A 12,986-nucleotide genomic window follows, 5' to 3' on the forward strand; every position below is an offset into this window, starting at 1 on the left:
TAAGGTAATTATGTTATAATAAGAGATTGTTATAGTATTCTTTCAAAAAAGATAAGAAGATTGGGAGAGAGTCAATGTCAACAGGAAAAGTTATTGCCAGGGCAACCCTTGTAATTATCGCCATGTCCATATTGTCGCGGTTATTGGGATTTGGCCGGGAGGTGGCCATAGCCCATGGATTTGGAGCTACCGCCGCCACCGACGCCTATGTTCTTGCTTTTACCATACCCTACCTCTTCATGGGCGTGGTGGGCGGAGCGATGGCGGCCACGGTGGTGCCGGTATTTACAGAGTATGTAACAAAGGGGCAAAGGGACGAGGCATGGAAACTATTTAGCAGCGTCATCAATGTGCTGGGATTGGCCCTGCTGGCGGTGATCGGCTTAGGGATCTTGCTGGCACCCTATGTAATTAACCTGATGGCACCCGGTTTTCCCACTGAAACGGAGAAACTGGCCGTGCTTTTACTTCAGATTATGCTGCCCTCAGTATTGTTTTTGGTAATGGGCAATGTTTTTATGGGCCTGCTCAATGCTAACAATGTGTTTGGGCCTTCGGCCTTTGGTCCCGGGGCAATGAACCTGGGGATAATTTTTTCGGCCCTGGTGCTTGGCAAGATATATGGCATTGAAGGACTGGCCGTGGGCACTGTGGGCGGTGCCGCCCTTTCGGCTCTGATACAGGTGCCCTTCCTTTATAAAGTAGGTTTCCGTTGGTACCCCACCCTGGATTTGCGCCACCCCGGAGTGCGCAAACTGTTTTCACTGATGCTGCCGGTGTTGGCATCCATTGGTTTTGCCCAGGGCTATATTCTTATTGAGCGCATGCTGGCCTCCGGTTTAGTTGAAGGCAGCATTGCCGCCTTGAACTACGCCTACAAGCTTTTGCTGCTGCCCCAGGGCTTATTTGTGGTGGCAATCAGCATGGCTATTTTTCCTACCCTGTCTCGGATGGTATCCGAAGGCAAGTTGGAGGAGATGGGCCAAATATTGGCCAAGGGAATCAGGTTTATTTTTTTAATTTCCATACCTGCAGGTGTAGGCCTGATGATATTAAGGGAACCTGTAATAAAATTGCTCTTCGAGCGGGGTGCCTTTGATGAGACAGCCTCCCATATGACCGCTGTGGCTCTTTTTTTCTATTCCATAGGATTGGTTGGGCAGTCACTTAGTCCGCTCTTGATCAGGGGGTTTTATGCTCTGCAGGATGTTTATACCCCCCTTAAAATTACCTTGGCCATGGTGGCGGTTAACGTTATTTCTGCTTTATTGCTTATCGGGCCTCTACAGCATGGGGGATTGGCATTGGCCAACTCCATCGGCATGACCTTTAATATGCTTATGCTGGTGTGGCTGCTGCAAAGGCGTATTCCGGGAATTGTAGATAAATCTTTAATACGCTTTTGTTCTGGCACCTTGGCAGCTGCCGCAGTGATGGCGCTGGCGGTGTACGGCCTTGACGGATTTTTAGCCGGTCTCTTTAAAGGCGGCACCCTGGCTTTGGCCGGCCGTGTGGCAATAGATATCATAGTGGGGGCTCTGGTTTACTTTGCAGTTGCCTTTCTTTTGCGCCTGGATGAACTTAAAATGGCCATGGACCTTGGAAAACAAATGTTAAATAAAGTCCGTGGTGAATAAGAGCTTATTTTCTTGGAACCTTTAGCACAATTAGAAAGTCATAATTGACAAACTGATTGAGTTTGGGGGAAATATAATTGTTTAAAAGACCGACTCTCTTAATTCTTTGCCTAAGTCTGCTACTTGCCGGCGGATGTGCCGATGAAAGGCAGACCGAAGCTGACATCTCAAAGAACCAGGAAACCAAGGCAGTGGTAAATGACTATGATAATGAACTGCTGCATGAGATTTTTCAGTTAGCGCAACAGGGAAAGGTTATAAACTGCGAATTCTCTGTTGAAAGCACCGTTATTGATACCGTCAAGGAAAAGTGGGGAGAACCGGACCGGGCAGATTATATTGCTGCCGCTAAAGGCACCTACGCCACATATTTGGAGCATGATGTGGTTTTTGGGTATAATAAGGGTTCTCAGATTTTTGATGTGCGTTCTTACCGGGACAAACTAAAGGAAATTACCTTGTCCGGCCTTTATGACACCTTGGGCAAACCGGATAATATTCATAACTACGACAGTGAAGTTATGTTAGTATACCGGGCTGGGGAAAAATATCAGTTGTTATTTATTTTTCCAAAAATCAATGAGCAAAACCCTGACCCACACCTGGACCACTATAATGTATTTTACCCCAGGGGGACCGTTAACCTTATGTCGGGGGACCCGGGGCTGGACTATTTGTAATATTCATGGCAGCTCTTCCTTGTTAAGTGGTTGTGGGGGCTGCTAATACTTGGTATACTTAGCTGTGCTTTTAAAGTTAGGGAGGAACAGAAATTGCAAGATATAAGAAATATAGCTATTATTGCCCATGTGGATCATGGCAAAACCACCTTGGTGGACGGCATGCTTAAACAGAGCGGAATTTACCGTGATAACCAACAGGTGGTTGAACGGGTAATGGACTCCAATGAATTAGAGCGGGAGCGGGGCATTACAATTTTGGCAAAAAACACTTCGGTCCGCTATGGGGGCACGAAGATAAACATTGTGGATACCCCGGGGCACTCTGATTTCAGCGGTGAAGTGGAAAGGGTATTAAAAATGGTGGATGGGGTCTTGCTGCTGGTGGACTCCTTTGAAGGCGCCATGCCCCAAACCAGGTTTGTTTTGCGCAAGGCGCTGGAATTAAACCTTATGCCCATTGTGGTGATAAATAAAATTGACCGGCCCGATGCCCGGGTGGAAGAGGTTGTGGACGAAGTATTGGAACTATTCATTGAGTTGGATGCTTCAGATGAACAACTGGACTTTCCCGTGGTATATGCCTCTGCAAAGGACGGAGTGGCCACCGCTGATTTATCCAAGCAGGGCAGTGATTTAAGGCCCTTATTTGAAACAATAATAGCTCATGTGCCTGCACCCACCGGGGATGCTGAGGGGCCACTGCAGCTGCTGGTAAATAACACTGAGTATGACCCCTACCAAGGCAGAATGGTGGTGGGGCGTATCAGCAGGGGCCGTTTAAAGGCGGGTCAGGGGGTGGCCTTGATACGCCATGACGGCACCGTCCTACCTGCCAAGTTGGGTAGATTATATGTGTTTGAGGGACTGGAACGGGTTGAAGTTGATCAGGCATGCTGTGGGGAGATTGTTACCTTTGCCGGTATTGCTGATGTGAGGATTGGAGACACTGTGGCAGATAAGGATAGGCCGGAACAGTTACCGCCCATTGCAATAGGTGAACCCACTTTAAAAATGAATTTTATGGTTAATGACAGCCCCTTCAGCGGGCAAGAAGGTAAACACTTAACCTCCAGAGAGATACGGGCCAGACTTTATAAGGAAATGGAAAAGGATGTCAGCCTGAGGGTGAGGGACACCGATAGCCCCGATGTGTTTGAAGTGGCAGGCCGTGGGGAACTGCACCTGTCTATATTAATTGAAACCATGCGTCGGGAGGGCTACGAACTGTCGGTATCGAAACCGGAAGTAATCTATAAGAAAGAGAATGAAGTACTGCTAGAACCAATGGAACTGTTGATAGTAGACATTCCTGAGGATAAAATGGGGCCGGTAATGGAGATGTTGGGCAACCGCCGGGGGGAAATGCTAAATATGATCAGCCTGGGTGGCGGCCAACTGCGTTTAGAGTTTAAGGTGCCTGCCCGGGGACTGATTGGTTTTCGCACCCAACTGCTCACCGAAACCCGAGGCCATGCGGTGATGAACCACATGTATCATGGTTATGAACCCTATAAGGGTGAAATACAGAGCCGCTACCAGGGTGTTTTGATTGCCTCGGAAGACGGTGAAGCCACCGTTTTTGGCCTGCATTCAGTACAGGACAGGGGTACCTTGTTTATATCACCGGGCACCCCGGTTTATGAAGGCATGATAGTGGGAGAACACTCCCGGGAGCGGGACTTGGAAGTGAATGTGTGTAAGAAAAAACACTTGACCAACATGCGTTCCAGCCATGCCGAAGGGGCGTTAAGGCTGGAAGAGCCGCGAAAATACAGCCTAGAGCAGGCGCTGGAGTACTTAGCTAAAGACGAACTGCTGGAGGTAACCCCCACCGGCTTGCGCATGCGCAAAAAATATTTACAAAAACACCAGCGGGAGAAGGCTGCCAAAAATGCTAACAAACCGGCCTAGCGACAGCCCATTATAGATTTGATATTTAAAGATTAGAGGGGTATTGTTTTGAAGATTATTGTTGATGCCGATGCCTGTCCCAAAACAGTACTGATGATTTGCAAGCAGGCGGCCGCTGAAAATAATCTGCAATTATGTACGGTGGCCAGTTTCAACCATCATATAAACTCTGATTACCACCTTGTGGTGGGCGACTCTCCCCAGGAAACTGATATAAAAATAGTTAACCTGGCAAAAAAAGGCGATATAGTTGTTACCCAAGATTGGGGCCTTGCTGCTATTTTACTGGGCAAAGGCGCAGGGGTAATTTCACCCACAGGAAGAATTTTTCGAGCCAAAACCATAGACTTTCTTTTGGAGGAGCGCGAGGCAAAGGCTAAGTTTCGCCGGGCCGGTGGCAGAACCAAGGGCCCGCGAAAGCGTACGTCAGAAGATGATGAGAGGTTTGTTTCCGCTTTAAAAACCTTGATAAATCAAAGACTGACCAAATACTAACTTAAACCTAAAATGCTTCTTAATGCCTTAATATGACGGCATTGAAAACCCTGATGGAAACGGGAGCGGAATATGAAAGTACAGCAATCACAGCTAGTGGGAGTGGTGGTTAATTCATAGCGGCAATCGTAATCTATCACATGGGCAAGTTCTTCAGATTCCAGATAGACCACCAGACCGTCAACTTCGTAAGGAGTATGGATTTTAACCTTATCCCTGCTCATTGTGTTCAACCCTTTCATGACTTAATCAACAAACATGGATATTTTAACATACATTACTTAAAAAAACATTAAGCCGGAGGTGGAATTTGTTGCAACCAACCTCCGGCTTATTGGTTTACAATGTTGTTTGTTTGCTTTTCCTGCTTCATTTGCTCCTTGTCATCGCTTAACTTTTCTAAACCAATGCTGCGCAAGATTTCTTCAATTAAGTCTTTACTCATCTGCTCACCTCCTTGTTATTAGGTTTATTATATACAAATATGGTCCAAATGCCAATTAAAGACGGTAAAAAACTATTAATATTTTTGCCTTTTTTTCAAATACTAAAATTTGTAAAGAGATAGTTTTTTATCTGGTGATGGGTTAATATTTATATGTATTGTAAGGTTCCGTTAGGAGGTTGATCTTGTTGACAAGGGGTTTAACATTTGATTATACCAAGGCCCTTAATTTCGTATCCGAGCATGAAATTGAGTTTCTTGAACCTGCAGTTAACACTGCCCACCGGCTATTGCACAGTAAAACAGGTCCGGGGAGTGATTATACCGGCTGGGTAGAATATCCTAAGCAGTATGATAAGGCAGAATTTGAACGCATTAAACTGGCTGCCGAGCAAATTAAAGACCGGTGCGATGCTTTGGTGGTAATTGGTATAGGCGGTTCATATATCGGTGCCAGGTCAGCCCTGGAGATGTTGGGGCACACCTTTTATAACCAGCTGCCCAAGACCAAGAGAAAAACACCGGAAATTTATTATGTGGGCAATAACATCAGCCCGGTATACACCTCACACCTGCTGGAACTGCTGGAAGGGAAAGAGCTTTGTGTCAATATAATTTCAAAATCCGGCACCACCACTGAACCGGCCATTGCCTTTCGTATTTTTAGGGAGCTGCTAACAAAAAGATACGGTAAAAAGGAAGCAAGAAAACGCATTTATGCCACCACCGACAAAGAAAGGGGTGCCTTGAAAAAACTGGCCGCCCAAGAAGGCTACCAAAGTTTTGTTATTCCAGATCAGGTGGGCGGTAGATATTCAGTGCTGACCGCCGTTGGTCTCCTGCCCATTGCAGTTAGCGGGGCGGATATAGACCAAATAATGTCAGGTGCCGCTGATGCCATGGATGCCTTTGGCAGTGCATCAATTGCCCAAAACTATGCCTACCAATATGCAGCGGTGCGCAAGCTTCTTTACCAAAAAGGCAAGACCATTGAACTGATGGTTAACTACGAACCTTCCTTGCATTACTTCTCTGAATGGTGGAAGCAGCTATTTGGCGAAAGCGAGGGCAAGGACGGCAAGGGGATTTTCCCTGCATCGGTCAACTTCTCCACCGATCTTCATTCCATGGGGCAATATATACAAGACGGAAGGCGCAACATCTTTGAAACGGTAATCCATGTCCAGGAGCCCCCACAGGATTTGGAAATAATGGAGGATGAAGAAGACATAGACGGGCTGAACTTTTTGACAGGCAAAACAATGGATTATGTAAACAAGAAAGCCTTTGAAGGCACCATGCTGGCCCACACCGACGGAGGGGTGCCTAACCTCCTTGTAAAGGTGCCGAAAATAAACGAGTACTACTATGGTCAAATGGTCTACTTTTTTGAAAAGGCATGCGGAATCAGTGGCTATCTTTTAGGGGTGAATCCCTTTAATCAGCCGGGTGTAGAGGCATATAAGAAAAATATGTTTGCTCTCTTGGGAAAATCAGGCTATGAAAAGGAAAAGGCTGAGTTAGAAAAGAGGTTAAAGGGGAATTAAATTTAAGGGGTGGCCGCTCCACCCCTTATAATAACTTGCTTAAAAACTCCCGGGTACGGGGGTGCTTAGGATTGCTGAAAATCACTTGGGGAGAATCTTCTTCAATGATTCTGCCATTGTCCATAAAGACCACCCGGTCGGATACTTCCCTGGCGAAACTCATTTCATGGGTAACCACAACCATTGTCATACCGTCCCTGGCCAAGTCTTTGATAACAGCCAGCACCTCTCCTACCAGCTCTGGGTCCAATGCGCTGGTGGGTTCGTCAAACAGCATGGCCTTGGGATGCATGGCAAGGGCCCTGGCAATGGCCACCCGCTGCTGCTGACCGCCGGAAAGTTGACTGGGGTATGAATCTGCCTTATCTGATAAGCCCACTTTAGCCAGCAGTTCCTCTGCCCGGGACCGAGCCTCTGCCTTAGGCATTTTGCTTACAGTTAATGGGCCTTCCATAACGTTTTGCAGTGCAGTTTGGTGGGGGAATAAGTTAAACCGCTGAAAAACCATGCCCACTTGACTGCGCAGTTTGGCAATGTTTTTTCTGCTATCGTCAACCAAGCGGCCATCGGGCCGCTTTACTTTGCCCACCGGCTGCCCATCTATGGTGATGTAGCCCCTATCAATTGTTTCTAAATAATTAAGACAGCGCAAAAAGGTACTCTTACCGGAGCCGCTGGGGCCGATTATTACCACCACTTCACCCTGGTTGACGGTTAAACTGACATCCTTTAAAACTTCTAAACTGCCAAAACTCTTGTAAATATTTTCTGCTTTAATCATGGGCAAGCTCACCTTTCTGTATTGTCACCGTCAGATAGTGCAAATCTTTTTTCCAGGCGTCCCAGAAGATAAATAAATACTGTGGTTAGGGCTAGGTATATTGCTGCCACTGCAAGGTATATTTCCATTGAACGGAAATAGGTGGTATTTAACAAAACCCCTGTTCTGGTTAATTCCACCATGGTAATTACCGAAACCAGTGCGGTGTCTTTCATTAACAAAATAAATTCGTTGCCCATGGGCGGGATTAACCGACGATAGGTTTGGGGTATAATAATTCTGCGCATGGCCTGGGGATAGGACATGCCCAGGGACAGGGCCGCTTCCATTTGGCCTTTATCAATGGATTGAATACCTGCCCTGATAATCTCGGCTATATAGGCGCCGCCGCAGATGCTTAGTCCCATAATTGCCGCTGTCTGGGGACTTAATTGAATACCTATGTGCGCCAAACCGTAGTACAGTATATACAACTGAACAAGAAGGGGGATTCCCCGGATGATCCAGGTATAAACCCCCCCAATTATTACCAAAATTTTAAAGCGCGAAATTTTCATTAGGGCAATGAACAACCCAATTAAGGTCCCGAAAAAGATTGCAGCCACTGATAATTCAATTGTTATTATTGCACCTTTAAACAGTACTGGAAGTATTTTTAGATAAAACTCGATGTCAATTGGGCCGAATTGCATTGTTTCACCCCGTTAATATTTTACTTAAGCTTCCGGAGACAAGTCAGCACCTTGGAACCACTTCTGGGAAATAGCGCTGAGGGTACCGTCTGCCATCATTTCAGTCAGAACCTCATTAATTGCTTCTCTTAGATCTGTATCTTCCTTACGAACACCGATGCCGTAATAATCGTCCACTAAAGGTTCGCCGGCAATTTTATAAGTATCGGGCTTAAGTTCCATGAAGTGAACGGCTGTGGTTAAGTCAACAACAATTACGTCAACCCGACCAAGGGCAAGATCCTGGAATGCTTCGGGATACTGGTCGTACAGCCTAACGTCTTCTAAACCTAACTCCTGGCAAGCCAGGTAGCCGGAGCTGCCGGTTTGGGTGGCAACAACTTTGCCCTTCATATCGTCACCAACCACTATATCGTCGTTGTCTGCCAGTACCACCATGCCAATGCCGGCTTCAACGTAGTGTCTGGTAAAGTCAATTTCTTGTTTACGCTCCTCGGTGATGCTCATGCCGGAAAGAATAATGTCAAACTGTTTAGATTTTAGTGCACCCATTACGCCGCCCCACTCGGTGGGCACCCACTGGATTTCTACGCCAAGACGTTTGGCAATTTCTTCACCCATATCGATGTCGTATCCAACCAGGTTGTTATTTTCATCACGGTATCCCATTGGTGCAAAGGTGTCGTCTAATCCGGCCACCAGAACCCCTTTTTCTTGAATTAATTCTAAAGTAGTCTTTTCGGTTTCTTGTCCGGACTGCTCGTCCGACGGCTGATCGCTGCCGCCGCAGCCCATGGCCACCAATGCCAGGCCTAAAACAAGCACCATTAGCCATAAATACTTGGTTCTCCGCATTTCTCTCCATCTCCTCCTAATAATAAAAGTTTCCCATTAACAGTTTAACTAACTAAAGAATTAAAGTCAATACTTAATACACCCTGTACAAAAAATAATCACCCAGCGGGAAAAAGGGAAAATATAACAAGGTGTCGAAAAATATAGTTAATAACATTCATAAGGTGTGTTTCAATGGATAACAAAATTTTTGCATTGGATATTGGTACCCGCAGTGTTATTGGTGTGGCAGTGGTACCGGAAGATGACAAATTAAAAATTCTGGCCCAATACTGCCTAGAGCATGACAGCAGGGCCATGTATGACGGTCAAATACATGATATTCCAAAGGTTGCCAAGGGTGTAGCTAAAGTAAAGGAAGAGTTAGAAAAGAAACTGGGCTGTAAGTTGGAAAGGGTGGCAATAGCCGCCGCCGGCAGGTCCTTAAAAACCAGAATTGCCCGGGTGGAAATGTCTGTTGAAGAGCATGCCGAGATTGATTCAGTCCTTGTTCAAAGCCTGGAAATGAGCGGATTGCAGAAGGCCCAGCAAGAATTAGCCGCAGAAAATAAAGAAGATACCTATTATTACTGTGTGGGCCATACGGTGCTCAGCTACTACTTAAATGGTTATGCCATTGCAAATTTGCTGGGGCACAGCGGCAAGACCATTGGGGCAGAAATACTTGCCACCTTTCTACCCGATTCGGTGGTTAACAGTTTGTACAGTGTATTGCACAAGGTGGGACTGGAGCCAACCGGTTTAACACTGGAACCCATTGCCGCCATTGATTTAGCCATTCCTGAAGACGTGCGCACATTAAACTTAGCCCTGGTGGATATAGGTGCCGGAACCGCTGACATAGCCATTACCAATGACGGTACAATTTCTGCCTATGGTATGGTGCCGGTGGCAGGTGACGAAATTACCGAGGCAATTATTGAAAACTTTTTAGTGGATTTTAAAACTGCTGAAAATATCAAAAGGCAGTTGAAGAAGAAAAAGAAAATTACCTATACAGACATTTTAGGCATAAAAAACACCGTAGCCGGCGGCGATATCATTCAAGCCCTGGAACCCGCCTTGGACCACTTAACTAAAAGCATAGCAGAGGAAATAATAAGGCTAAACGGGGGTAAACCGCCCAAAACAGTCTTTTGTATAGGCGGAGGTGCTCAATCGCCCCAGTTAAGCGATAAACTGGCCCAATTGTTAAACCTGCCTAAAATGAGGGTGGCCGTTCGGGGCAGGGATATGCTGAGCAAGGTGCTGAAAGTTGAAAAAGACCCCATTGGTGGGCCGGAAGGGGTAACAGTTTTGGGTATAGCCAATATGGCACTTAAAAAGGTATCCCGTGATTTTATCACTGTTAAGGTTAATGGGCAGGACTTTAGTTTATTTAATTTTAAGGATATGACGGTGGCCAACGTACTGGGTTTGGTTGATTTTAACCCCCGTGACCTAATTGCTTCTAACGGCAAAAACCTTACCTTTACGCTGAACGGACAAAAAAAGCAAATATACGGGGCTTTAGGCACACCCGCCCGTATAACCGTTAATAACAAAGCCGCCAATATTCAGACCTTGGTCAAAGACGGGGACCGCATCCAAATTATTAAAGCAAAACCCGGTGCCAATGCAAAACTGACGCTGGGTGAATTGATATCCTCACAAAATTTGCCTAAGGGAAGTTATAAAATAACAGTTAACGGCAAACCGGAAAGTGAAGACTATCAAGTGCAAAATGATGATGCCGTTGAAATTATTGAAGAACAAGAAAGTAGCCGGCCAAATACCCGGCAGGAAAGGGGAATAACCGTAACTGTAAACGGTGAACAGGTAAAATTGGTGGGTGTAGAAAAACCGGTCTTTGTAGATATATTTAACTTTATTGACTTTGATGTGCGGCGCATTAGCGGCCCCGTGAAGATAACGGTGAACGGAAAAGCGGCTGAGTATACCCAACCGCTTATGGAAGGCGATGTGATCCAAATTGACTGACAAAAAACGGAAGGAAATCAAGTCAAGGGCATATGCTTTACCTTGACACTGCGGTCATTCCAGAGCAGCCGTACCACCTGTTCCACCGTTTCTTGAGAAGCACTGGTATAAAATAATTCCTTACCCGGTTTAGTAGTGTCATGGCAGCTGAGCTTCATTTGTTTCAGTAAGCGTGCCGTTTGCCTGGCCACCGCTTTACCGGTGTCGATTATTGTAATATTTGGTCCCACTATGTTTTCAATCAGGGGCCTTAAAAAAGGATAGTGGGTACAACCTAAAACAATGGTATCGGCATTTTGCTCCAATAAAGGATTAAGATATTTTACTAGGAGCTGCTCTGCTTCGTTACCCTGTATTTTTCCTTTCTCCACCAACTCCACTAAACCCGGTGCCGGTTGAGTTATCACAGCGGTCTTGTGGCAATACCTGGCCACCAATGATGAAAACCGGTCACCGGACAAGGTTACTCCCGTTGCCAACACTCCTATGGTGCCTGATTTGGTGGCGGCCACCGCAGGCTTCACCGCAGGCTCCACACCAACCACCGGTACCTGGTAACGCTGTCGGATATCATCCAGCGATACTATTGAAGCGGTGTTGCAGGCTACCACCAAGAGTTTTGCCCCTTGGGAGAGCAAAAAATCACACAAAGAAAAAACCCTTTTTTTGATATCTGCAGGCGGCTTTTCACCGTAAGGGCAATAGGCAGAATCGGCATAATACAGCATATCTTCATTGGGTAATAGATTGCGTATTTCCCTGGCTATGGACAGCCCTCCAACACCGGAGTCAAAAATACCGATGGGTGATTGCTGGGGCATTGATTATACACCTCTTAATTTTCCAGATATTTTATATTATAACCCGGTGCCAGTGTTGTAGCAACTTTAAGCCCTCCTTGCTGAAATTAATCAAAAGATACCAGTTATGGTGATTTAAGATTATGAAGATAATAAATATTGAAAGGAGGCAAAAAATGTACAGCACAAAGGAATTGGGTATCAGAGTAAGGGAAGCCAGGCGGCAGCGCAGCAAAAAAAGCGGAGAAGATTTTTCCCAAAGAAAATTGGCTTATAAAATAGGAGAGACAACCAAGTGGGTAAGAAGGTTAGAAAGCGGTGAATTTTATCCCGACTGGGATGCCTTAAATTTTATTGCAGACGTATGTGGGGTAGATATAGAGTACTTAACCGGAGAAAGTTTCGAAGATGAGATTGAATACGAAGAGGCTACCCAAGGCGGCAGGGTGGCCGGCAGAATAAGCGAGGACCAACTAAGGGTGTAAAAACAGCGAGCTCATGGCTCGCTGTTTTACGCACACACCGCTTTATTATTTCTTAGCTGCAGTTAAACGTTTATTAACATCCTCCCAGTTAATTAAATTCCACCAGGCCTCCACAAAGGCGGCGCGCTTATTTTGATACTTCAAGTAGTAGGCATGTTCCCATACATCGCAGGCCAGCAGGGGCACTACCCCCCACTGGGTAAGGTTTTGGTGTTTTTCTGCGGTTAGTATTTCCAGCTTACCAAACTGTGGATTCCAGCACAGCAGAGCCCAGCCGGACCCTTCCACTGCCACCGCCGCTGCAGAGAACTGCTTTTTAAAAATTTCAAAACTTCCGAAATCTTTATTGATTTGCTCTGCAACAGAGCCCACTGCCGGTCCACCGGCCTGGGGTGCCATGTTTTCCCAAAAGAGGCTGTGCAGAAGGTGCCCCGAGCCGTGAAAGGCTAACTCCCTTTCCCAATGCTTTATTAGGGCAAAATCACCTTTTTCGCGAGCTTCAGCTAATTTTGCCTCTGCATTGTTTAAACCGTCAACGTAGGCTTTATGGTGGACATCATGGTGCAGGCGTACCGTTTGTTCATCGTAGTAAGGCTCCAGCCCGTCGTAGGCGTAAGGTAAAGGTGGCAGTTGATGTTTCATAAAATCACTCCTTATTGGCATGTAATTCCATTC

Annotated in this window: 13 protein-coding genes; 7 read left to right on the forward strand and 6 right to left on the reverse strand. The window is 46.1% G+C overall.

The features are described from left to right. Positions 1–74: 74 nt before the first annotated feature. From murJ to BR02_RS0105705, 4 genes are all read left to right on the forward strand, one after another. Positions 75–1,637, forward strand: coding sequence for a murein biosynthesis integral membrane protein MurJ (gene murJ, locus BR02_RS0105690; protein WP_031515068.1), 1,563 nt, complete (start codon positions 75–77; stop codon positions 1,635–1,637). 77 nt (positions 1,638–1,714) lie between these two features. Continuing rightward, positions 1,715–2,317 (forward strand): YjgB family protein, encoded by a 603-nt coding sequence (locus tag BR02_RS0105695; protein WP_031515070.1) that lies wholly within the window; start codon positions 1,715–1,717, stop codon positions 2,315–2,317. 93 nt (positions 2,318–2,410) lie between these two features. After that, the gene (gene typA, locus BR02_RS0105700) at positions 2,411–4,231 is read left to right on the forward strand and encodes a translational GTPase TypA (RefSeq protein WP_031515072.1); all 1,821 of its coding nucleotides are present in this window, start codon (positions 2,411–2,413) and stop codon (positions 4,229–4,231) included. A gap of 48 nt (positions 4,232–4,279) precedes the next feature. Further along, complete coding sequence (locus tag BR02_RS0105705; protein ID WP_031515074.1) at positions 4,280–4,726, forward strand: YaiI/YqxD family protein; 447 nt, start codon at positions 4,280–4,282, stop codon at positions 4,724–4,726. On the opposite strand, the gene BR02_RS0105710 is transcribed toward BR02_RS0105705, so the two are convergent. Continuing rightward, positions 4,723–4,950, reverse strand: coding sequence for a hypothetical protein (locus BR02_RS0105710; RefSeq protein WP_031515075.1), 228 nt, complete (start codon positions 4,948–4,950; stop codon positions 4,723–4,725). The genes BR02_RS0105705 and BR02_RS0105710 overlap by 4 nt on opposite strands. Positions 4,951–5,359: 409 nt before the next feature. Here BR02_RS0105710 and BR02_RS0105720 point away from each other — a divergent pair, with 409 nt between their 5' ends. Beyond that, the gene (locus BR02_RS0105720) at positions 5,360–6,718 is read left to right on the forward strand and encodes a glucose-6-phosphate isomerase (RefSeq protein WP_031515077.1); all 1,359 of its coding nucleotides are present in this window, start codon (positions 5,360–5,362) and stop codon (positions 6,716–6,718) included. A gap of 25 nt (positions 6,719–6,743) precedes the next feature. Here BR02_RS0105720 and BR02_RS0105725 read toward each other — a convergent pair whose 3' ends face one another. Genes BR02_RS0105725 through BR02_RS0105735 form a run of 3 tightly spaced genes read right to left on the reverse strand, consistent with a single transcriptional unit; the run spans position 6,744 to position 9,046 of the window. Then, positions 6,744–7,499 carry an amino acid ABC transporter ATP-binding protein gene (locus BR02_RS0105725; RefSeq protein ID WP_031515079.1) on the reverse strand — a complete coding sequence of 252 codons (756 nt, stop codon included), beginning with the start codon at positions 7,497–7,499 and terminating at the stop codon, positions 6,744–6,746. Between the two features lie 8 nt (positions 7,500–7,507). Next, complete coding sequence (locus BR02_RS0105730) at positions 7,508–8,191, reverse strand: amino acid ABC transporter permease (protein ID WP_031515082.1); 684 nt, start codon at positions 8,189–8,191, stop codon at positions 7,508–7,510. Positions 8,192–8,215: 24 nt separating this feature from the next. Continuing rightward, complete coding sequence (locus BR02_RS0105735; RefSeq protein ID WP_031515083.1) at positions 8,216–9,046, reverse strand: amino acid ABC transporter substrate-binding protein; 831 nt, start codon at positions 9,044–9,046, stop codon at positions 8,216–8,218. Between the two features lie 174 nt (positions 9,047–9,220). On the opposite strand from BR02_RS0105735, the gene BR02_RS0105740 reads away from it, so the two are divergent. Then, positions 9,221–11,026: a cell division protein FtsA gene (locus BR02_RS0105740; protein ID WP_031515085.1), complete on the forward strand. Its 1,806-nt coding sequence runs from the start codon at positions 9,221–9,223 to the stop codon at positions 11,024–11,026. Between the two features lie 17 nt (positions 11,027–11,043). Here BR02_RS0105740 and murI read toward each other — a convergent pair whose 3' ends face one another. Continuing rightward, entirely contained in the window at positions 11,044–11,847 is an 804-nt protein-coding gene (gene murI, locus BR02_RS0105745; RefSeq protein ID WP_031515087.1) for a glutamate racemase, read from the reverse strand. A 155-nt stretch (positions 11,848–12,002) separates the two neighbouring features. On the opposite strand from murI, the gene BR02_RS0105750 reads away from it, so the two are divergent. After that, positions 12,003–12,311 (forward strand): helix-turn-helix domain-containing protein, encoded by a 309-nt coding sequence (locus BR02_RS0105750; protein ID WP_031515089.1) that lies wholly within the window; start codon positions 12,003–12,005, stop codon positions 12,309–12,311. Positions 12,312–12,356: 45 nt separating this feature from the next. On the opposite strand, the gene BR02_RS0105755 is transcribed toward BR02_RS0105750, so the two are convergent. Continuing rightward, positions 12,357–12,953, reverse strand: a complete 597-nt coding sequence (locus BR02_RS0105755) for a superoxide dismutase (protein ID WP_031515091.1) — start codon at positions 12,951–12,953, stop codon at positions 12,357–12,359. Between the last annotated feature and the right edge of the window lie 33 nt (positions 12,954–12,986).

The organism is Desulfofalx alkaliphila DSM 12257, assembly GCF_000711975.1.
In the GTDB taxonomy this organism is placed as follows: Bacteria; Bacillota; Desulfotomaculia; order Desulfotomaculales; family Desulfohalotomaculaceae; genus Desulfofalx; species Desulfofalx alkaliphila.

Excerpts from the sequence above, each read along its gene's own strand:
- murJ (WP_031515068.1), top strand. The coding sequence starts at position 75 with ATGTCAACAGGAAAAGTTATTGCCAGGGCAACCCTTGTAATTATCGCC.
- BR02_RS0105725 (WP_031515079.1), bottom strand. The coding sequence starts at position 7,499 with ATGATTAAAGCAGAAAATATTTACAAGAGTTTTGGCAGTTTAGAAGTT.
- BR02_RS0105740 (WP_031515085.1), top strand. The coding sequence starts at position 9,221 with ATGGATAACAAAATTTTTGCATTGGATATTGGTACCCGCAGTGTTATT.
- BR02_RS0105755 (WP_031515091.1), bottom strand. The coding sequence starts at position 12,953 with ATGAAACATCAACTGCCACCTTTACCTTACGCCTACGACGGGCTGGAG.
- murI (WP_031515087.1), bottom strand. The coding sequence starts at position 11,847 with ATGCCCCAGCAATCACCCATCGGTATTTTTGACTCCGGTGTTGGAGGG.
- BR02_RS0105750 (WP_031515089.1), top strand. The coding sequence starts at position 12,003 with ATGTACAGCACAAAGGAATTGGGTATCAGAGTAAGGGAAGCCAGGCGG.
- BR02_RS0105735 (WP_031515083.1), bottom strand. The coding sequence starts at position 9,046 with ATGCGGAGAACCAAGTATTTATGGCTAATGGTGCTTGTTTTAGGCCTG.
- BR02_RS0105710 (WP_031515075.1), bottom strand. The coding sequence starts at position 4,950 with ATGAGCAGGGATAAGGTTAAAATCCATACTCCTTACGAAGTTGACGGT.
- BR02_RS0105730 (WP_031515082.1), bottom strand. The coding sequence starts at position 8,191 with ATGCAATTCGGCCCAATTGACATCGAGTTTTATCTAAAAATACTTCCA.